Source organism: Rhodococcus sp. YH3-3 (assembly GCF_001653035.1).
Taxonomy (GTDB): Bacteria; Actinomycetota; Actinomycetes; order Mycobacteriales; family Mycobacteriaceae; genus Rhodococcus_F; species Rhodococcus_F qingshengii.
Genome location: NZ_BCWH01000001.1, coordinates 711,610 through 731,520 on the forward strand (window position 1 = coordinate 711,610; position 19,911 = coordinate 731,520).

General features: G+C 63.1%; 20 protein-coding genes and 2 tRNA genes. 15 read left to right on the forward strand and 7 right to left on the reverse strand.

Annotation, left to right across the window (positions count from 1 at the left end):
• The 5 genes from YH3_RS03365 to YH3_RS03385 form a co-directional block, all read left to right on the forward strand.
• A partial coding sequence (locus tag YH3_RS03365) for a carboxyltransferase domain-containing protein (protein ID WP_154100291.1) occupies positions 1-417 on the forward strand: 417 nt, incomplete at its 5' end.
• Positions 410-1,483, forward strand: a complete 1,074-nt coding sequence (locus tag YH3_RS03370) for a biotin-dependent carboxyltransferase family protein (RefSeq protein ID WP_042447693.1) — start codon at positions 410-412, stop codon at positions 1,481-1,483. The genes YH3_RS03365 and YH3_RS03370, both read left to right, overlap by 8 nt.
• The gene (locus YH3_RS03375; RefSeq protein WP_064442980.1) at positions 1,480-2,814 is read left to right on the forward strand and encodes an MFS transporter; all 1,335 of its coding nucleotides are present in this window, start codon (positions 1,480-1,482) and stop codon (positions 2,812-2,814) included. The genes YH3_RS03370 and YH3_RS03375 overlap by 4 nt, the downstream gene beginning before the upstream one ends.
• A gap of 95 nt (positions 2,815-2,909) precedes the next feature.
• On the forward strand, positions 2,910-3,665 hold the full coding sequence (locus YH3_RS03380) for an SDR family oxidoreductase (RefSeq protein ID WP_007731698.1): 756 nt from the start codon (positions 2,910-2,912) through the stop codon (positions 3,663-3,665).
• Positions 3,666-3,676: 11 nt separating this feature from the next.
• Positions 3,677-4,720 carry an L-idonate 5-dehydrogenase gene (locus YH3_RS03385; RefSeq protein WP_064442981.1) on the forward strand — a complete coding sequence of 348 codons (1,044 nt, stop codon included), beginning with the start codon at positions 3,677-3,679 and terminating at the stop codon, positions 4,718-4,720.
• A gap of 59 nt (positions 4,721-4,779) precedes the next feature.
• Here the strand turns inward: YH3_RS03385 and YH3_RS03390 are convergent, their stop codons facing one another.
• From YH3_RS03390 to YH3_RS03405, 4 genes are all read right to left on the reverse strand, one after another.
• Positions 4,780-5,448 (reverse strand): 4-carboxy-4-hydroxy-2-oxoadipate aldolase/oxaloacetate decarboxylase, encoded by a 669-nt coding sequence (locus tag YH3_RS03390; RefSeq protein WP_007731695.1) that lies wholly within the window; start codon positions 5,446-5,448, stop codon positions 4,780-4,782.
• A gap of 25 nt (positions 5,449-5,473) precedes the next feature.
• Positions 5,474-6,682, reverse strand: coding sequence for an aspartate transaminase (locus tag YH3_RS03395; RefSeq protein WP_064442982.1), 1,209 nt, complete (start codon positions 6,680-6,682; stop codon positions 5,474-5,476).
• Positions 6,683-6,842: 160 nt separating this feature from the next.
• Positions 6,843-7,247, reverse strand: a complete 405-nt coding sequence (locus YH3_RS03400) for a DUF4259 domain-containing protein (protein WP_007731693.1) — start codon at positions 7,245-7,247, stop codon at positions 6,843-6,845.
• 25 nt (positions 7,248-7,272) lie between these two features.
• Positions 7,273-7,893, reverse strand: a complete 621-nt coding sequence (locus YH3_RS03405) for a LysE family translocator (RefSeq protein ID WP_007731691.1) — start codon at positions 7,891-7,893, stop codon at positions 7,273-7,275.
• 399 nt (positions 7,894-8,292) lie between these two features.
• On the opposite strand from YH3_RS03405, the gene YH3_RS03410 reads away from it, so the two are divergent.
• The gene (locus tag YH3_RS03410) at positions 8,293-9,303 is read left to right on the forward strand and encodes an alpha/beta hydrolase family protein (protein WP_030535774.1); all 1,011 of its coding nucleotides are present in this window, start codon (positions 8,293-8,295) and stop codon (positions 9,301-9,303) included.
• An 8-nt stretch (positions 9,304-9,311) separates the two neighbouring features.
• Here YH3_RS03410 and YH3_RS03415 read toward each other — a convergent pair whose 3' ends face one another.
• The 3 genes from YH3_RS03415 to hisC all read right to left on the reverse strand — a co-directional run bounded on the left by YH3_RS03415 (position 9,312) and on the right by hisC (position 13,090).
• A complete protein-coding gene (locus tag YH3_RS03415) occupies positions 9,312-10,181 on the reverse strand; it encodes an MYG1 family protein (protein WP_003943978.1) in 870 nt (289 codons plus the stop codon).
• Between the two features lie 37 nt (positions 10,182-10,218).
• Positions 10,219-11,913 carry a bifunctional UDP-sugar hydrolase/5'-nucleotidase gene (locus YH3_RS03420; RefSeq protein WP_030535773.1) on the reverse strand — a complete coding sequence of 565 codons (1,695 nt, stop codon included), beginning with the start codon at positions 11,911-11,913 and terminating at the stop codon, positions 10,219-10,221.
• 100 nt (positions 11,914-12,013) lie between these two features.
• Positions 12,014-13,090, reverse strand: coding sequence for a histidinol-phosphate transaminase (hisC, locus tag YH3_RS03425; protein WP_064442983.1), 1,077 nt, complete (start codon positions 13,088-13,090; stop codon positions 12,014-12,016).
• Positions 13,091-13,151: 61 nt separating this feature from the next.
• Here hisC and YH3_RS03430 point away from each other — a divergent pair, with 61 nt between their 5' ends.
• The 9 genes from YH3_RS03430 to YH3_RS03470 all read left to right on the forward strand — a co-directional run bounded on the left by YH3_RS03430 (position 13,152) and on the right by YH3_RS03470 (position 19,895).
• Complete coding sequence (locus YH3_RS03430) at positions 13,152-13,871, forward strand: dienelactone hydrolase family protein (RefSeq protein ID WP_003943860.1); 720 nt, start codon at positions 13,152-13,154, stop codon at positions 13,869-13,871.
• A gap of 96 nt (positions 13,872-13,967) precedes the next feature.
• A tRNA-Ser gene (locus YH3_RS03435) sits at positions 13,968-14,059 on the forward strand.
• A gap of 82 nt (positions 14,060-14,141) precedes the next feature.
• A tRNA-Arg gene (locus YH3_RS03440) sits at positions 14,142-14,214 on the forward strand.
• A gap of 186 nt (positions 14,215-14,400) precedes the next feature.
• A complete protein-coding gene (locus YH3_RS03445; RefSeq protein WP_064442984.1) occupies positions 14,401-15,177 on the forward strand; it encodes an AraC family transcriptional regulator in 777 nt (258 codons plus the stop codon).
• 156 nt (positions 15,178-15,333) lie between these two features.
• The gene (locus tag YH3_RS03450; RefSeq protein WP_064442985.1) at positions 15,334-16,368 is read left to right on the forward strand and encodes an iron-siderophore ABC transporter substrate-binding protein; all 1,035 of its coding nucleotides are present in this window, start codon (positions 15,334-15,336) and stop codon (positions 16,366-16,368) included.
• A complete protein-coding gene (locus YH3_RS03455; RefSeq protein WP_064442986.1) occupies positions 16,365-17,408 on the forward strand; it encodes an iron ABC transporter permease in 1,044 nt (347 codons plus the stop codon). The genes YH3_RS03450 and YH3_RS03455 overlap by 4 nt, the downstream gene beginning before the upstream one ends.
• A complete protein-coding gene (locus YH3_RS03460) occupies positions 17,405-18,457 on the forward strand; it encodes an iron chelate uptake ABC transporter family permease subunit (protein WP_003943885.1) in 1,053 nt (350 codons plus the stop codon). Before YH3_RS03455 ends, YH3_RS03460 begins: the two co-directional genes overlap by 4 nt.
• Positions 18,454-19,269: an ABC transporter ATP-binding protein gene (locus YH3_RS03465; protein ID WP_064442987.1), complete on the forward strand. Its 816-nt coding sequence runs from the start codon at positions 18,454-18,456 to the stop codon at positions 19,267-19,269. The genes YH3_RS03460 and YH3_RS03465 overlap by 4 nt, the downstream gene beginning before the upstream one ends.
• A complete protein-coding gene (locus YH3_RS03470; protein WP_064442988.1) occupies positions 19,266-19,895 on the forward strand; it encodes a pyridoxamine 5'-phosphate oxidase family protein in 630 nt (209 codons plus the stop codon). The genes YH3_RS03465 and YH3_RS03470 overlap by 4 nt, the downstream gene beginning before the upstream one ends.
• Positions 19,896-19,911: the final 16 nt, after the last annotated feature.

Here is a 19,911-nt window from a genome sequence, read left to right on the forward strand (position 1 = left end):
CACGGCCCGGACCTGGGTGATACAGCGCGGTTTCTCGGCGTCACCGAAGCCGAAGTGGTGCGCCTTCACTCCGCAGCCCCGTTGGTCATGCGTTGCTACGGCTCACCCGGCGGCGCCCCGATGCTCGACGGCCCGGCGTTCGGCCTTCCCATCCCGCGCCGATCGAGCCCGCGACCGCACGTCGCGGCCGGTTCCGTTGCGGTGGCCGGACGTCAGGCAGTCGTTTCGGCCAGGCCTGCGCCCGGCGGTTGGGCAGTGATCGGCCGGACCCCGCTCATCTTGGTCGATCCGGCGTCGGAGCAGATTTCTGCCTACCGCCCGGGCGATCTGTTCGTCTTCCGTGCGATCGACGCCGATCGCTGGGACGACTTCGACGGACGCTCGCTCCTGCCCGTAGGGGGTGATCCCCATGGCTGAGACCGTCACCGTCCTGACTCCCGGAATCAGCTCCGTCCAGGATTTGGGGCGTGGATCGGCGTCACAGTTCGGTCAGGCGACGGGCGGCGCAGCCGACCAGATCAGCGCGGAGATCGCCAACGCGTTGGTGGGTAGTAGGCGCGAGGCCCCGCTACTGGAGTTGACGGCCCTCGACTTTTCAGCGTCGGCGTCCACGGATCTGCTGATCGCCGTCACGGGTGCACCCGCAACGGTGACGGTGGACGGACATCGGCAACCGCAGTGGGAACCGATCGTCTGGCGAGCCGGTCAGCGGCTTGCCGTCACCGGAATCCACGACGGATTGCGCGTCTACGTCGCCGTCCACGGAGAGCTGACGGCCGACTACCTCCTGGGCAGCTGCGCTCCCGACCAGGTCCTCGGATTCGGCCGTCACTTGACCGCGGGGGAGACGCTGGTCGTCGACACCGACTGCCCGCCGATCGACCACCCGGTCTTCCGGCTACCGCTGTTCCGGTTGTTGCCCGACCGACCGTCCTTCGGCAACGTGTGGACGCTCGAGGTGACCGACGGCCCCGACATCGACGACTTCGGGGAGAGTGCAGCCGCGCTGTTCGGCACCGAATTCGTGGTGGGCGATCAGAGCAATCACATCGGGCTTCGGCTGGCATCTACCGATGAGCAGCCGCTCCCACAGCGCACCGGCACCGGCGAGGTCCTCTCGCGCGGCGTCCCCATCGGTGCCGTCGAAGTACCCGCTGGCAACGAACTTCTGGTCCTGCATCGAGGTAGAGGCGTCACCGCCGGTTATCCGGTGCTGGCAGTCGTCACCACCGTTTCACTCTCACAGCTGGGACAGGCCCGACCCGGGCACCGCGTCCGATTCCGGAACTGCAGCGTCGCAACGGCGGTTGCAGAGCACCGCGAACAGCAGCACCGCATCGCCTTGCTGAGGCGGCGTGTGGAGAACGTATTCACCACCCTCCGGATACCTCTTCACACCTCGGAAGCCCGAGTACCGAGCCACGTCGGCACCACACGCCCCGCGAGCGCTCCGCGCCGCGCGTCTATTTTGGAGACAGCATGACCAACACCATCGAAGCGGTAGACGGCCAGATAGCCGACCCGCGCAAGGTCCGGAAAGTCGTCGCAGCGGGCTGCGTCGGCATCTTCGTCGAGCTCTACGACAACGGTGTCTTCGCGTTCATGGCGACGGCACTGGCCATCGTGTTCTTCGACGTATCGAAGTCGAGCGACGCGCTGATGCTGGTGTTCGCCGGCTACGCGGTCTCGTTCTTCGTTCGGCCCCTCGGCGCGGTGGTCTGCGGCATCCTCGGCGACCGGATCGGTCGACAGAAGATGTTGGTGTTCGTCATCATGCTGATCAGCGTGGCGACCGCCGGTATCGGCTTGCTGCCCACCTACGCGGCCATCGGTATCGCGGCACCGGCACTGCTGATCTTTCTGCGGATCGTGCAGGGATTCTCCGTCGGTGGTGAAGCTGCCGGCGCCATGACGTTCCTCGCCGAACACGCCCCGGAAGGCAAGCGCGGCTTGATCACGAGCTACGCGCAGATCGCGTCGTTCCTCGCACTGCTGACCGGAACGATGATCGCGTTTGCCATGTCGCCGTGGCTCAACGCCGACGCGATCAACGGCGGCGGACTCGCATCGTGGGCGTGGCGCATCCCGTTCCTCATGGCCATTCCGATGGGAATCATCGGCTGGTACATCCGCCGCGCGATCTCCGATACCCCGAACTTCGAGCGGCTCAAGGAATCCGGCGGTTTGTCGCGCAATCCGCTCAAGGAAGCATTCTCCACTCCCGAACACCGTCGCGCCATGATCCTCGCCCTGTTCATCCCCTTGATGAATGGTTCCGGCTACTACGTTCTGTTCTCGTACATGCCCACGTTCCTCAAAGGCGATCAGATCGGATTCTCGACCGGGACAGCGCTTCTCGTCACCGCATCCAGCCTGGTCGCGATCTGCTTCGCGATTCCGTTCATGGGTGCTCTCTCCGACCGGATCGGTCGCAAGAAGGTCATCGCCGGTGCAGCTGCGGCAATGGCGATCGGAGCGATCCCCTGCTATGCCATGATCGTGACCGGCAACGTCGGCCTCGCCGTTCTCGGTGCCTGCCTCATGGCAGTGATCTTCGCCGGGCACACAGCCGTCATCCACATCCTGATCGTCGAACTGTTCCCCACGCGGGTTCGCTACTCCGCCTACGGTTTGGGTTACAACATCTCGTCCGCACTCTTCGGTGGTACCGCACCGTTGTTGATGACCTGGTTGATCCCCGAATTCGGTATCTACGTTCCCGCCTTCTACGCGGTCATCACTGCAATCGGCACGCTGATCGCGGTCAGCACCATCACCGATCGCGCCCACGTTCCGCTACGCGACACTCTGTGACTTCTCGCGTGAGTCACTCCTGATCCGGCCCGGTGGCCGCCTGCAGTCCGCGGCGGCCGCCGGGTCATACCAATTTCTTCCTGTAGGAGCACACAATGCCTTTCTCCGATTACCGCACAGCTCTCGTCACCGGCGCCAACACCGGAATGGGTGCCGCCGTCACCGAGATGTTCACCAAGCGCGGACTGACGGTCTACGGCGTCGCCCGCAATGCCGACAAGCTCGGTGAGGTTGCCGATCGCACCGGAATGATCCCTCTGCCCGTGGACATCACCGACACCGCCGCGCTCGCCGAAGCTGTCGGCGGACTGGAGATCGACATCCTCGTCAACAACGCGGGGGTGTCCGCAACCGGAAACATTCTCGACGCCGAAGAAGCATCGGTCGACGCGATGGTGGACGTGAATCTTCGTGCGGTGCTGCACCTGTGCCGCATTCTGCTGCCGGGAATGGTGGAGCGCGATCTAGGTCATGTCGTCAACATCAGCTCCATCGCCGGCCTGTACAACTTCTACGGCCACACTGCCTACCACGCGACCAAGGCTGCGGTGCACCAGATTTCGCGCCAGCTGCGAAACGACTGCATCGGCAAGCGGATTCGAGTGACCGAGATCTGCCCCGGCCGGGTCGAGACCGAGATCTTCGGTCGCAACCTCGGCGGCACGCCCGAAGCCATGAAGGAAGCGTGGGAGACCTTCTACGAAGGCTACGAATCCATCACTACCAAGGACATCGCGGATACCATCGAGTTCGCGATCGACGCCCCTGGTCACGTCAATCTTGGTCTCATCGAGGTGCTCCCCACCTTCCAGGTGCCCGGTGGCCTCGACTTCATCCGTCGCAACGACTGAGAGAGCGCATCATGAGTTTTGTACTACCGGAAACGACGCTCGGAGTGGTGGCCCATGCGGCAGGTGACCTGCGGGTCGAGCATGTTGCGTTGACTGCGCCGACCGCCGAGCAGGCAGTGATCGAGATCGCTTACGGCGGTGTGTGTGGATCAGATCTGCACTACTGGACGCACGGCGCGGCGGGGGAGTCGATTCTGAAGGCACCGATGCTGCTCGGTCACGAGGTGGTCGGCACGGTCGTGACGGCCGCGGCGGACGGAACGGGGCCGGCAGTTGGAACTTCCGTGGCCGTACACCCCGCAACGCCCGGTGGGACCGCGCCTCGGTTCCCGAGCGATCGGCCCAACCTCTCGCCCTGCTGCACATACCTGGGAAGTGCAGCGCAGTACCCACACACCGAGGGCGCCTTCGTGAAATACGCAGTGCTCCCGACGCGCATGCTCCGGGAACTGCCCGAGGGGTTGGACCTGCGGACTGCGTCGGTAGCCGAACCGGCAAGCGTTGCCTGGCACGCTGTTTCGCGAGCGGGAGACGTACGCGGGAAGAAGGCGCTGGTCGTCGGCTGCGGACCCATCGGCGCACTGGTCGTGGCTGTGCTCAAACGAGCAGGCGCGCAGTCGATCACCGCGGTCGACGTGCACGACGTTCCGCTGCAGATCGCGTCGACGCTCGGTGCGGATCGGGTTCTCAAGGCCACCGACGCCGAGGCAGTCGCCGCATCCGATGCCGACGTGGTCGTCGAGTGCACCGGCAATCATCGCGGGCTCGAATCCGCTATTCGCGGGGCGACGCGCGGTGGACGGGTGGTCATGCTCGGGCTTCTTCCGTCCGGACCTCAACCGGTACACATTTCGCTGGCGATCACGCGAGAGTTGGAGTTGGTGGGCTCATTCCGCTTCAACGACGAAATCGACGAGGTGCTGCTCGCCCTCGCCGACGGTTCGCTTGCTGTCGATGCTGTTCTCACACACGAATATCCGGTCGAGGAAGCTCTGGAAGCCTTCGCAGTCGCCAAGGATGCTTCGGTGTCGGGGAAGGTGCTGTTGCGGTTCTGAGTCCTTCGACCCTGTGCGCCTTTATTAACCGCGGGCGGTTAATAAAGGCGCACAGCAGGTTATTCGACCACCAGGCCCTTGGCTTCCAGCAGAGCAGTCAGATTGCTCACCTCGAGTGGGGTCTCTCCCCGCTTGTAACGCTCGATATACCCGGCTTCGGCTTCGTCACGGGCACGCGAGAGTTCGATTGCCTCGGCAACCTCCTCGCGGCGGACCACGACAACGCCGTCGCAGTCACCCTTGACGACGTCACCGGGATAAATGACCTGTTCTCCGAAGACCAGGGGATGGTTGATCGGGCCGAGAGATTCCTTGACGGTTCCCTCGATGTACACGTGCTTGGAGAAGACGGGGAATCCGAGTTCGCGGATCTCCCGGGTATCGCGCACTCCGCCGTCGGTGACCAGTGCGGTAATGCCGCGCGCAACACAGGCATTGGCGAGGACATCGCCGAACTGGCCGGCGGCTTGATCACCTGAAGAGACGATCAGGACGTCACCCGGCTGTGCGTAGCTGATCGCAACCTGCAGCATGAGGTTGTCACGGGGATGGCACTTGACTGTGAAGGCGGAGCCGCAGAACTTCATGTCGCGGTCGATCGGTTTGATCGCCGGATGCAGCGACCCCTTACGTCCCTGTGCCTCGTGAATCGTGGCCGCGGAGAACGTCCCCAGTTCGGCAATCAGGTCCTTGTCCGCGCGATCAATTTTCGTCTTGACGTGAATCATCTTGTACTCCAGAAAGTATGAAAGATCAGGAAAGGCGTTCGACTGCCGCGGCGATCTGTGCCGCGGCCTTTTCGAGGACGGCCTCGGAGGTGGCGAAGGAGATACGGAAGTACGGCGATGCGCCGTAAGCCGAACCCTGAATGGTGGCAACCGACGCCTCGTCGAGGAGATAGAGGACGAGATCCTGGTCGGACTCGATCACGGTGCCATCCGGGGTCTGCTTGCCGATCAAGCCGGCACAGTTGACGAACAGGTAGAACGCACCCTGCGGCACGACGGGCTCGAGCCCGGGGACAACACTGAGGAGGTGAGCCGAGAGGTCGCGTCGTCGTCGGTAACTTCGTACGGATTCGGTGAGGAAACTCTGGTCGCCGGTAAGGGCTTCCACGGCTGCGGCCTGGCTGATCGAGGACGGGCAGGAAGAACTCTGACCCTGCAGTTTGTTGACGGCGCCGATCAATCCGGAATTTCCGAGTCCGTATCCGAGTCGCCACCCGGTCATGGCATGAGACTTGGAGACTCCGTTGGTGACCAGTACCTGATCACGGAGGTGCGGAGCGACCTGCAGCAGACTCGGGATCGGAGCGTCGCCGAAGTTGATCTCGTCGTAGATCTCGTCGACCAACACACTGACATGGGGATTGGCCTCGATCACTTCGGCGAGGGCCTGCAGCTGCTCGCGGGTGTACACAGATCCGGTGGGGTTGCCCGGGGCATTGAGGATGACCCACTTGGTGTTCGAAGTGATTGCAGCGGATAGTGCTTCGGCTGTGAGAAGAAAGCTGTCGGACTCCTCGCACTGAACGATCACCGGAGTTCCGTCGTGAGCGAGGACCATATCCGGGTACGAAACCCAGTAAGGGGCGGGAACGATAACCTCGACGCCGGCTTCGACCGTCGCCATGAGAGCGAGGAAGATGACCTGTTTCGCGCCGCCGCCGACGGTGATCTGGTTGTCCGCGTACTGGATTCCGGTTCGCGAAGCCGCGCGTGCTGCGATTGCCTCGCGTAGAGCCGGGATGCCGTTGACTGCGGTGTACTTGGTCTGACCCGTGTTGATCGCAGTGATCGCCGCAGACTTGATGTTGTCGGGTGTGTCGAAATCGGGCTCCCCGACGGTCAGGTCGAGTATTTCACGGCCCTGGGCCTTCAGCTCGCGCACTCGTTGTGCGGCAGCCACACTCGGCGACTCCCTGATTCTGTCGACGCGCGCAGCCGGAACGAAAGTCGCCATGATGGTCTGCTCCTGGGTCCGGGGTGAGCGTGGATTCCCGTCGTCGACGAGCCACAGTTCTCACTCGGTGATCCGTTCGACCATAGGGTCCTACCAGGGAATCTGACCAAGACCGAACCGTTGTGGCCCGATAAGTAAACGTGATGGAGCGGTGACGGAATCAGACCGACAGAACGCGCAGATCCTCGAGACCGTCCACGACGGGAACTCGCCACGACGCAAGCTCTTCCGGTCCCTGCTCGTCCCACAATTCGAACAGTTCCGAATCGGTCGATGCGATGGTGCGCTCCACCATTTCGATCAACCAGGTGAGCCGTTCGCTGGTCAGGGCCGCGGTGAAGGAATCGAGATCGAGGTCTTCGGTGGCGGGGTCGCGCTTGTGATCGGCGCGCACGATCAGCACCAATTCGAGCAAGGCGATGGCGATTTGGCCGCCGTCCACCTCGAGGTAGTCGTCCTCGAATGCCCACTCCACCGATTCGAAGGTGAAGTCACCGTGCCCGATGGACGCGATCAAATCCCCTGCACCGTCGTTCTCGAACGGTCCCGATCCCCACGCGCCCACTGTCTACTCTTTTCCGATTGCCGTCTCAGCGCGCTTCGAGCGCGATCTTCGCTCCGAATCCTAGAAGAACTGTTCCGGTTATGCGCTCGAGTGCCTGTCGCACTCGGGGCTTTTCGAAGGTGCTACGCGCTCGCGAGAGAAGGACCACGTAGCCACTGAGCCACACGATGGTGATGGCTGCGTGGATGAGCACCAGCAATGCAAGCGACGGTCCCGTCGGCCACCCGGCCGGAACCAACTGCGGCAACAGTCCGGTGTAGAAGACGGCGATCTTGGGGTTGAGCAGGTTGGTGGTGAAGCCCGTCTTCCATGTCCCGGCCTTCTGCGATCGTGGAGCGTCGGCATTGTGTTGCATCCGCGACGTCCGGCTCTCCCACAGTGCTCGCACACCGAGATAGATCAGGTAAGCCGCGCCGGCGAGCTTGACCACCGTGTACGCCTCGGCCGACGCGGCGAGGATCGCCGAAAGCCCGAGGACGGTCAACAGACCCCACACCAGAAGGCCCGAGACGATGCCGGCCGCTACCCGGAAACCGGCGGATCTGCCCGCGCCGAGAGCAGCCTGCGTCACGACGGCCATGTCGGGCCCGGGGACCAGAGTCAGTAGGGCGAGCACAGCTGTGGCGGCGAGCAGAGCGGTCAGCATGCAACAAGTATGAAGTCGGGGTGGGGAGCATTGTCGGCCGGTGGTGTCGGGCCTGTGAACAAAGAGTGGCGCGGCGGTGTGAACTGCATGGACACGCCCGGAAACCGGCGTCTCGCGAGCCCTGTTCGACAGAGTTATGCACACTGTGGGGAAACGAATCGTTGCAGGTAGGAGGAATAACTCTGTTGTAATTCATCCTTTTGTCCACAGGTTATGCACAACTGGGAAGTGGATGTGAATGAAGTTATCCACACCTGTGTGTGCATCGGTGGAGAACTGTCCAACTCCATTGGATACCCGCGAGTAATAAATCCCAACCAGTGGGTTGACCCCGGGACGTTCGTCCTGTCCAATCGAGGGTCAGCGGTAGTCGTGCGATGCTCAGGGGGCGCTTGACGGATGCGGAGATTTGGGTTTGTCGGGATTGTGTTGGTCGTGCTCGCGCTTGTCGTGGGCGGAGTGGCGTATGCCGAACCGGCACCTGAAAACCCACCAGGAGATTCGGCCGGTCAGGCCGGGGCTCATATCAATCGCATAGAGCAGTTGTCGCCCACACGCAGTGCCGTCTTCGTCGAGTCGCCGGCCATGCGGCGCGAGGTGCAAGTGCAGGTTCTGCATCCAGCGTCGAGTGCCGGTTCGCGTCCGTCCTTCTACCTACTCGACGGCGTCAGTGCCGGTTCGGAATCCGGATACTCCGAAAGCACCTGGACTCAAAAGACCGACATCGAAGCGTTTTTCGCCGACAAGAACGTCAACGTCGTTCTCCCTGTTGGCGGTACCGGCAGTTTCTACACCAACTGGAAGAACGACGATCCGAACCTCGGTGTGAACAAGTGGGAATCGTTTCTCGCTGAAGAGCTTCCGGCGTTGATCGATTCTGCGTTTTCCGGAAATGGGACGAATGTGGTCGGCGGGGTGTCCATGGGTGCGCTCGGCGCGGCCAACCTCATCACACATCACCCGAAGCTCTATACCGGATTGGCCTCGTACAGTGGCTGTCTCGACAACTCCGAATCGTCCTCGCAGGATTCCGTGCGGCTCACCGTGGCCAGCAAGGCGGGCGACGCCACCAACATGTGGGGCCCGGCGTCGGACCCCGACTGGCAAAAGCACGACCCGTCCACCAACGCGGAAACGCTGCGTGGGAAGACGATCTACGTGTCCTCCGGTACAGGTGCGCCCGGAGAATACGACAACGTCTTCACCCCGAGTGGACTGCAGACCGCCATCGAAGGCGGACCGCTCGAGGCGCTCGCTAATACGTGCACACAACTGTTCGAAGCGAGGTTGGGGGAGTTGTCGATTCCCGCAGTGTTCGCGTATCGGAACGACGGCACCCATTCGTGGCCGTACTGGCAAGACGCGCTTCACGATTCCTGGCCGACGGTGAAGACGGCGCTGGGAATGTGAGCTGAGAACTACTCGGCCAGTGCCAGTTCGAGCAATTGGAGGGCGCCGTCACGGGTCTGCGCAGCCGCGATGAACCCGGCCTTGTGGCAGAAGACCGAACTGTCGACGCCCGTCTGGGCGGCAAGATCCGAGCCGTTCAGGCCGCGCCACGGCTCCGGCAACAGCTTTCGTGAACCGAACTTGGAGTCAGCAGGCTTGACCGTCTGAATCGACCAGCCGCCGTTGGTGTTCGGGAAGATGGTGAACAGCAGCTCTGGCTGGGCCGACGCGGCGCGGCCGTGGGGAACGAAGCGTTCCAGCACGACGAAGCGCGGATCCGTTGCTTTTTCGTAGGTCTCGGTGAACTCGCGCTCGGCCGCCGCGTCGCCGGCATACTTGGCGCGCAGGCGAATCAAGACCTGGGTTGCGAGAACGACGGCCAGCTCGAACTGGGTGTCGAACTCCTCGTCGGTGGACGAGATCGGATTGAAAAGGTCCAGCACGGACGACAGATCAAAAGGCTTGGTGCCGTAGTCGTTGAGGGTGTAGATCTCTTGGCCGTTGTCGACGGCGTCGATGCCCTCGACCAGTCGGCTGTCGATACGGCGGAACACGGAGGCGTCGCCTTCACAGAACTGCAGGCCGTATTCCTGCCAGAGCAGACCGAAGGCGGAGTACAGGATGCCGTTGCTGCGCTCGCCGGCATCACGCTGGTGATGGTCGAAGCGTCCCTCGGCCGGGTTGTAGCGACCGCCGACGTCGAGCACGATGTCCGCGCTGTCGAGGACGGACTCGTCACGGCTGCGAACGACGGTGGCGTCGGGGTACAGCTGCTTGAGCAGCGATACGCCGAAGACGTCGTCTGCATGGAACTTGCCGTTATGGGTCGCGATGATCACCCGTCGAGACTAGGCAATCGAGCGCGGGGATGCCTAGTCAGCCGATGGTGCGGATGCGGTCGGTGGCAGGTGGCGAGACCGGCGACCCGGCTGCGAACAGGGCGGTCAAGGCGTCGAGGTCGTTGCCAGCACCGGTCATCTGGGTGGAGTTCTTCAGTGCGGTGAAGCCGTCCCCGCCCTCGGCGAGGAACTTGTTCACCACGACGCTGTAGACGGCGTCGGGCGCGATGTCCTGCCCGTTCAGACGCATTTCCGAGATTCGCGAGCCCGGCGCTGCTCGCCGGTCCATGGCGTAGGTGAAGCCCGCGGACGGGGAGAGGATGCGCTCGGTAGCGGTGCCGTCGAGGTCGATCTGGAATTGCTGTTCGAGAGCGTCCTTCAACACCGCTCCTGTGACGGAGAGCACCTCGAGGCTGTTACCGAAGGGTTGAACACCGTAGGCCTGGCGGTAGGTGACCTGGCCGGAAGTGCCGAAGTCCAAGTCCTCGCGCATGCCGCCGGGGTTCGTCAACGCTAGTTGGGCGCCTCGTGTCGATCCGGCGGCGAGTTGAGCGTCGGCGACCAGGTTGCCGAGTGTCGATTCGCCGCTGGGGACGCGGTCGCGTGTCAGATCGGCGGTAATGGTCCCCACCGGCCGCTGAGCGCTGTCCGACGCCTCCGACCAGGCCCGGTCGGCGAGAGCCTGAATATCGGGATCCGGCGAAATATCGTGTGTCACTATCTGATTGAACGCGGACGTCTGATCGCGAACGACCTCGCGTGTGTTGCGGTCGATGGTGACGTCTGCGACGGACACGATCCGGCCGTGCGAAGCGCCCTGCATCACGACTCTGGGATTGCCTGCGGGATCAGGGAATTCGCAGTTGTACTGCTGGTGGCTGTCGGCGGTGAAGATGACGTCCACCTTCGGTGAGGCGCGGAGGGCGATGTCGCGGGCCGGGCCGGACTCGACGTTGCAGTCGTTGGGCCCACCTTCGACGGCCGGTTCGTCCCCACGGTGCAGGAGGACGGTGATGGCTTTGACGCCGAAGAAGTCGAGGACGTCGGCGGTGCGGTTGATCGCTTCGACCTCGTCGCCGAACTGCAGATCGGCGATCCCGCCCGGTGTCACGATCTGCGACGTGTTGGCGGGGGAAATCGCTATGACTCCGAGCGGAATGCCGTCGACCATGTTCACGGTGAACGGCAGCGTGGCCGGAGCGCCGTTGGTGTACGTCATGTTCGCGGCCATCAGAGGGAAGTTGGCGCCGCCGAAGGACGGACTGAACGTGCACGCATCGACGGCGGAGCAACCGCCGGACTGCATGCGACGGAACTCGGCGAGCCCTTTGTCCAGTTCGTGGTTGCCGATCGCGGAAGCGTCGATCTTCATCCGGTTCAGGAGTTCGACCGTCGGTTCGTCGTTGAACATCGCCGACTCGAGCGCCGACGATCCCCAGTTGTCACCGACCGAATACAGCAGCGAGTTGGTGGCTTGGCTGCGAAGTTGCGTCACGTAAGCAGCGAGATACGCCGCGCCACCTGCGGGAGTGAGCGAGCCGTCGGCCTGCCTGATCTCGCTGCGAACACCTTCCGGCGGGCGGAGACTGCCGTGCAGATCGTTGAACGCCAACAGACGTACCGACACCGTGTCCTGGGACTCTGCGTTGGCGACGCCACTCAGGGAGGTCGCGGTGGTGGCGAGAAGGGTCGTTGCGAGCACGGCACACGTTCGTGTCATGCGTCGCGTCATGCGTCGTGCTCCCTCACTCGGACCGGCCTCGAACCTCCCTGAGTGTGCCCGTCTGCCGAAACGAATTCCAGTCCTCGGCGTAACAGTTATGTATCGAGTGTCACGCGGTGACGCCGATGCCCGCGGCCTGCTTCGCGACGTCGGTGTTCGCGAAAGCGAGGAATGCGTCGTTCTCGTGTGGATCGCCGATGGTCATCCGGACGCCCTCGACGCCGTACTGGCGGATCAGAATGCCCGCTTCGGTACTCGCCTCAGCAAAAGCGGGAGAGAGTTCTCCGAGGGGGAGATAGACGAAGTTCGCCGACGACTCGGGGACGGTGTACCCGGCTTCGATCAGAGCGGTTCGAACTCGCGTCCGCTCGGCGATGACACCTTCGGTGCGGGCAAGCAGTTCGTCTGCTGCAGCCAGGGAAGCGATTGCGGCGGCCTGCGCGACAGCGCTCACGGTGAACGGGGTGTGCACCTTGCCGAGGGCCACGATGATCTCCGGATCCGCGACCGCGTAACCCACGCGGATTCCCGCGAGGCCGTACGCCTTCGAGAAGGTGCGCAGAACAACCACGTTGGGGCGGCTGCGGAACAGCTCGATGCCGTCGGCGTCCGAGCGTGAGTATTCGAAGTACGCCTCGTCGAGTGCGACGACGACGTGAGCCGGCACAGCGTCGAGGAAGCTCTCGAGCTCTGCCTTCGACAGTGCATTGCCGGTCGGGTTGTTGGGGTTGCACACGAAGATCAACCGCGTGCGGTCGGTGATCGCGGCCAGCATCGCATCGAGGTCGTGGCCGAAGTCCTCGGTGAGCGGAACCTTGACCGAGACGGCGTGGCCGACCTGAGTGACCACGGGGTAGGCCTCGAACGAACGCCACGCGTAGATGACCTCGTCACCCTGATCGCACGTGATCTGCACGAGTTCCTGGCACAGCGTCACGGAACCGCAACCAACGGCGACGTTGGCCGGCTCGACTTTCAGGAAGGCGGCCAGCGCCTCGATGAGTGCGACCGCGGCATTGTCCGGGTAGCGGTTGGCATTGGCGACCGCGTCGGCGACGGCGTCACGCACACCGGGCAACGGCCCTACTGTCGTTTCGTTGCTCGCCAGCTTGATCGCACCCGGAAAATTGCGTCCGGGAACGTAGGCGGGGATGGAGGCGAGGTCAGGGCGAATGTGTGCGGTCACGAGTCGATTATGCGCGCACTGATTTGGTGCGTAGCGGCCGTCTGCGTGTCAGAGTTAGAAGATGTCGGAAATCTTCCGAGCCACCGCGTATCTGCGCGGAGCCGAAGGGGAGGTCGCCACGGCTGTTCCGCTGACCGTGGTGGAGCCGGACGGCCCGACGCGGGGCGGGATCGTCGTCCTGCATGAAGCCCGGAAGTTCAGCCCGGCTCTGCTGAATCTGATGTGCGCGCTTGCCGGCGAAGGGTGGGTGAGCGTCGCACCTCACCTGTTTCACCGCGAACCCGAACACATGCAGGGTGAGGTGTTCGGTGACAACCTCTTCGCCGACTTCGACGCGACCCTCGATTGGCTCGTCGGACGCGAAGTTCTCGCAGACACCATCGGGGTGCTCGGATTCGACGACGCCGGTACCGCCGCGATGCTCGTGGCCACCAGCCGTCCGGTCGGCGCCGCGGTGAGCGTCGCCGCCCGGGGAATCGTCGAAGCCTTGTCGGTGGATGCTCAGGCGCTTGTCGACGCGGCCACTTCCCTGCAGGCGCCGTGGCTGGCGCTGTACGGCGAGGACGATCCCAGCACGCCTCGCGAACACGTGACTCTGCTCCGGGAAGCGACCGCGAAGGCCGACGTCGCGACACTGGTGGTCAGCTACGCCGGACTGGCTCACCGGGCGGACGAGCCGCCACAGCTGTCCGAGGACGCTGACCTCGACGACCCTGATTCGGCCTCGATCATCGAAGCTCAGACCCGGATCTTCGACTGGTTCGACAGCCACCTGCGGTAAGTCCACAAAACAGTCCGCTGACCACACGTTTTGCCTTTGGTGGCGAAGGGTGTGTAATCTTTCGATCCGGCGGTCCGAAAGGATCGGAACCCCCAGGGAGGCGTGCCAGAGCGGCCGAATGGGACTCACTGCTAATGAGTTGTCCCTTTTACGAGGGACCGGAGGTTCAAATCCTCTCGCCTCCGCCAAGCCGGTGATTTTGACCGGCGGGTTAGAAATGATAGAAATTACGACGGTAAGACACGCAAGACCAGCAAGACAACAGAACATGCGCCCGTAGCTCAACGGATAGAGCACTTGACTACGGATCAAGAGGTTAGGGGTTCGAATCCCTTCGGGCGCACAAGAAAGAAGGTCACAGACTTCAGGTCTGTGACCTTCTTTTTGTTTTGGTGCATACGCAATTCTTGAATGTGTGTGAGGTCACCTCGGCGATTCGGGCAGTGATCCTCGCGATCGTGGGAACCGACAATCGATCCACGCGACCTATGCTTTCTGCGGAGCAGCCACGCGAACCGAGGAGAACCCGTTGGAGACCGTCGACAGTCGGACGCTCCCGGTCTACTCGGCCGGGGCGGTCGAGGTGCCCTTTGTCATTGCGGGCATGGACGAACTTGTCTCCCGCGAGACCCGGTGGGATGCGCACTCGCACCCGACTCACGAATTGTTGTGGAACGAGCGGGGAGCGTCGAGCGCCACGGTGGGATCGCGCACGTGGACCATTACGCCGACCGTCGGTCTGTGGATGCCCGCCGGCGTCCTGCACTCGGCGATCGCGCCGGCCGGCACCTGGTATCGGGCCGCTCAGCTCGACATCGCGTCAGTTCCTTCTCTGTCCGAGGTGCCGGTGGCGATCGAGGTGACTCCGCTGCTGCGGAATCTCCTCGAGCGACTGGCAGACGATTCACTCGGAACCTCTTCACGCTCGCTCACGGAGCAGATGGTGATCGACGTGCTGGCACCGTCGCCGAACGAGTTGCTGGTGCTGGTGCCGGACTCGCCACTTCTGCAACCCATCGTCGATGCGATCGGTGACGATCCGAGTGACATGCGAACGCTGTCCGACTGGGCAAGGCTCCTCGGTGTCAGCCCGCGAACCATCACCCGGGTATTTCGGTCGGAGACCGGGATGAGTTTCGGGCAGTGGGTCTCGGCTGTGCGCGCCCAACGAGCGGTGACCCTTCTTGCCCACGGCTTGGATCTACAAGAGGTTGCCGAGCGTGTGGGCTACCACTCGACCAGCGCATTCGGGGCGGCATTCCGACGCACTACAGGCGCTACGCCAGGGATGTTTCGGGCTAGCTAATCGGTCATCTCGCTCTGACTCGATCGCTACACGGGGTGTCCCAAACACGCGATTGCGCCACATTGCCCTCCCGTATACGGTTTAGGCAAACCTCACCTAAGTGCCTGATTGAGCCGGGTTGAGGGCCGTACCCCTTCTCGAGAGAGTTCTGTTTTCATGCGTTCAAAACGCTTCTTGGCGGTGGCCGCAGCAGCGGTCGCAGTCGCCCTCGGCATGACAGCTTGCAGTTCCGACTCCTCGGAGACCGCCGACGGCGGCAGCGCCGGAAGCGGATCCAGCTCCTTCCCTGTCACGATCGAGCACGCTTTCGGAACTACGACGATCGACGCCAAGCCGGAGCGAGTTGCCACCGTTGCCTGGGCCAATCACGAAGTGCCCCTTGCTCTCGGCGTGGTTCCCGTCGGAATGGCAGCGGCGACTTTCGGTGACGACAACGGCAACGGAATGCTGCCGTGGGTCGAGGAAAAGCTCGACGAACTCGGCGCGAAGCCGCCGGTGCTCTTCGACGAGACCGACGGCATCGACTTCGAAGCCGTCTCCGATACGAACCCTGACGTCATTCTTGCCGCGTACTCCGGGTTGACGCAGGAGGATTACGACACCCTCAGCGAGATTGCTCCGGTCGTGGCATACCCCGAGGGGCCGTGGGCGACGTCGTGGCGCGACGTCATCAAGTTCAACAGCATGGGCTTGGGTATGGAATCCGAAGGGCAGGAACTGATCTCCACCATCGAAAAGGAGATCGCCGACGAGGTTGCCTCGCATCCGCAGCTTGCCGGCAAGGCAACCATGTTCCTGACGCACGTCGACACCGCTGATCTGAGCCAGGTCAGCTTCTACACGGCGAACGACACGCGCGCCGCGTTCTTCGAGGACCTCGGACTTTCGACGCCGAAGAGCGTTGCCGACGCCTCGACGGGTGGTGAGTTCTCGAAGAAGGTCAGTGCCGAGCGTGTGGACGTCTTCGACGACGTCGAACTGATCGTCACCTACGGTGACCAGGCACTTGTCGACGCACTCAAGGCTGACCCGCTGCTCTCGCAGATGCCTGCCGTCGCCAACAACGCGATCGTGTTCCTCAATGGAACCGGGCCGATGGGAACGGCGGCCAACCCGACTCCACTCGCGATTTCGTGGGTACTCGGCGACTACGTCGATCTGCTCGCCGGGGCCGCTGGAAAGTCGGAGTGACTGTAACCTCGCAGGATTCGACGTCGGGCGCTCGCGATACGCGGCGCCCGACGTTCGGCAATTCGCTGTGGTTGATCGCCCTTCTCGTTGTCCTCGCGGTGCTCATGTGCGCTTCGATCGTCATCGGCTCTCGTGAGGTCGACTGGTCCGATATCGTTGCCGCACTAGGCGGTTCAACGGACAACATCGGTCAGGGTGCGATTGCCAAGCGCATTCCGCGGATGGTGCTCGCGATAATCGTGGGAGCTGCGCTCGGTCTTGCCGGCGCTGTGATGCAGGGGATTACCCGAAACCCTTTGGCGGATCCCGGAATCCTGGGCGTCAACATGGGCGCTTCGCTCGCCGTGGTGATCGGAATGGCGTGGTTCGGACTGTGGACCCAGACCAGCATGATCTGGGTGGCCGTACTCGGTGCAGCCGGGGCGGCGTTGTTCGTCTACGTGGTCGGGTCACTCGGGCGAGGTGGAGCCACCCCACTCAAGTTGGCTCTCGCCGGGGCCGCAACATCGGCTGCGTTTGCTTCGTTCATCACTGCGATCATGCTGCCGCGAAACGATATTGCGGGCAACATTCGTTCGTGGCAGATCGGCGGCGTCGGTGGCGCGAGTTTCGAGGTGATCCGGCACGGTCTGCCTTTCCTCATTGTCGGCTTCGTGATCTGTCTGCTGTCAGCGCGCAGCCTCAACTCTCTTGCGCTCGGCGACGAGGTTGCATCAGGTCTCGGCGAACGCGTCGCGGTGGTTCGTGCAGTGGCAGCGCTCGGTGCAGTGCTGCTCTGCGGTGCAGCCACTGCCATTGCCGGACCGATCGGCTTCGTCGGTTTGGTTGTCCCGCATCTGTGCCGGTTGCTGATCGGGATTGACAACCGTTGGCTACTACCGTTTTCTGCGCTGACAGGTGCCGGCCTTCTCGTCGCCGCCGACATTCTCGGACGAATTGTCGCCCGGCCGAGCGAAATCGACGTCGGCATCATCACCGCGCTCATCGGAGCGCCCTTCTTCATTTACATAGTCCGCCGTCAGAAAATACGTGAGCTGTGACCACTACATTCGTTACTCCCGAGGTCGAGGTCGACGCAGTCGGAGCAAGCCGTATCCGACGAGGTAGACGCCGCCGCATCGTGATTGCCGTGCTGACCGTCCTCGCCGTCGCCTCTTTCGCGGTTACTCTGATGGTGGGAAAAACCTTCTACCCGCCGTCAGATGTGCTTCGCGTCGTGCTGGGGGAGAACGTGCCTGGTGCCTCGTTCACCGTCGGTCGCCTCCGTCTGCCTCGCGCTGTCCTCGCTGTGGTCGCCGGAATCTGTTTCGGCTTGGGCGGCATCACGTTCCAGACGATGCTGCGCAACCCGCTCGCGAGCCCCGACATCATCGGAATCAGCTCCGGCGCAAGCGCTGCAGCGGCTTTCGCGATCATCTCGCTTTCACTCGGCGGTTCACAGGTATCGGTTTTTGCTATCGCCGTCGGTCTGGGCGTCGCAGTCTTGATCTACGTTCTGTCTTTCCGGGACGGTGTGGCGGGCACTCGGCTCATACTGATCGGTATCGGCATCGCTGCGATGCTCGACAGCGTCACCGCCTACCTTCTCAGTACCGCCGCCGCGTGGGATCTGCAGGAGACGATGCGTTGGCTCACCGGCAGTCTCAACGGTGCCAACTGGGGTTCGACGGTTCCCGTGCTCCTGGCGCTGGTTGTCCTCGGACCGGTGCTGCTGAGCCAATCGCGCAACCTTTCGACCAGCCAGCTCGGTGACGACGCAGCACAAGCGCTCGGCGTCAGAGTGGAACGAACGCGCATTCTGACGATCATTGCGGCCGTCGGACTCATCGCCTTTGCCACTGCCGCTGCGGGGCCCATCGCCTTCGTCGCATTTCTGTCCGGCCCCATTGCCGCCCGCATCGTCGGTCCGGGAACATCACTTTTGATTCCGTCGGCGCTGGTCGGAGCTCTGCTGGTGCTCGTTGCCGATTTCTGCGGACAGTACGCCTTCGGCACCCGCTACCCCGTTGGCGTGGTGACCGGCGCGCTGGGAGCGCCGTATCTTGTCTACCTCATCATTCGCTCCAACCGAACGGGAGGTTCGCTGTGACCGAATCCCACTCTCTGACTGTCGAAAACCTCGAACTCGGTTACGGAGGACGGACCGTCGTCGAATCGCTCGACCTCGCGGTGCCGCCGGGAAAGATCACGACCATCGTGGGCGCCAACGCGTGCGGCAAATCGACACTGCTGCGGTCGATGTCGCGGCTACTCAGTCCCCGAAGCGGTCATGTTCTGTTGGACGGCAAGGATGTGCATCGCCTGCCTGCGAAGAAGCTCGCTCGCACGCTCGGTCTGCTGCCGCAGTCACCGATCGCACCGGAAGGGATAGTTGTCGCCGATCTCGTCGGCCGTGGTCGTCATCCACATCAGCGGGTGCTGTCGAGGTGGAGCCGCGAGGATGACGCAGCTGTCGCCGAGGCGCTTGCGGCCACGGACACAACCGAATTGGCCGAACGATCGGTGGACGAGCTTTCCGGTGGTCAGCGCCAACGTGTGTGGATTGCGATGGCGCTCGCCCAACAAACCGATCTGCTTCTACTCGACGAGCCGACCACCTTCTTGGACGTGAGCCACCAGGTTGAGGTCTTGGACCTGCTCACCGACCTGAACCGGACTCGGGGTACAACGATTGTCATGGTTCTGCACGATCTCAATCTCGCCGCCCGCTACGCCGACTACCTCGTCGCCATGGCCGATCGCCGGGTCTACGCGGCGGGTGATCCTGCCGAGGTGCTCACGAGCGACAACGTCCGCACCGTGTTCGGTCTCGAGAGCCGAATCATCCCGGACCCCATGTCGGGTAAGCCGTTGGTGTTGCCGCTCGGGCGCCACCACGTGCTCGACGACGTGTCGACGTGACGGCGTCGAACGCCCCGGGCGGGCGGATCGAATCCGTGGAACAACTCAATGCGATTCTCGGACAGCCCCATCCGACGATCATGGAGAAGCAGACCGCTTACACGACTCCGTTGATCCGTGAATTCATCGAGCAGGCACGGTTTTTTGTGCTCGCGACATCCGATGCGGCCGGAAATTGCGATTGCTCGCCGCGCGGAGACTTGGTCAGTCAGGTTCTCTTCCCCGACGAGAAGACACTGGTGCTCCCGGATCGTCCGGGCAACCGGCGCGCCGACTCGTACCGGAACATGATCGAGAATCCTCACGTGGGGATCCTCTTTCTCGCGCCCGGGCACGACGAGATCGTGCGCGTCAACGGCACGGCGACTCTGTCCACCGATCCTGATCTGTTGGATTCGATGGCGATGAACGGCAAGCCTGCACAGCTTGCGGTGATCGTGCAGATCGACGAGGCGTATCTGCATTGCGCGAGAGCAATTCTGCGGGCGAAGCTGTGGGATCCGTCGACGTGGCCCGCATCCGATGACGTACCGAGTCTGCGCGACATGATGGCCGAGCAGCACAGCCTGCTGGTCGAGGATCTGGAGCCGGCTCGGCAGGAGGCGTACCGCAAGTACCTGTACTGAGCGCAGATCCGTCACC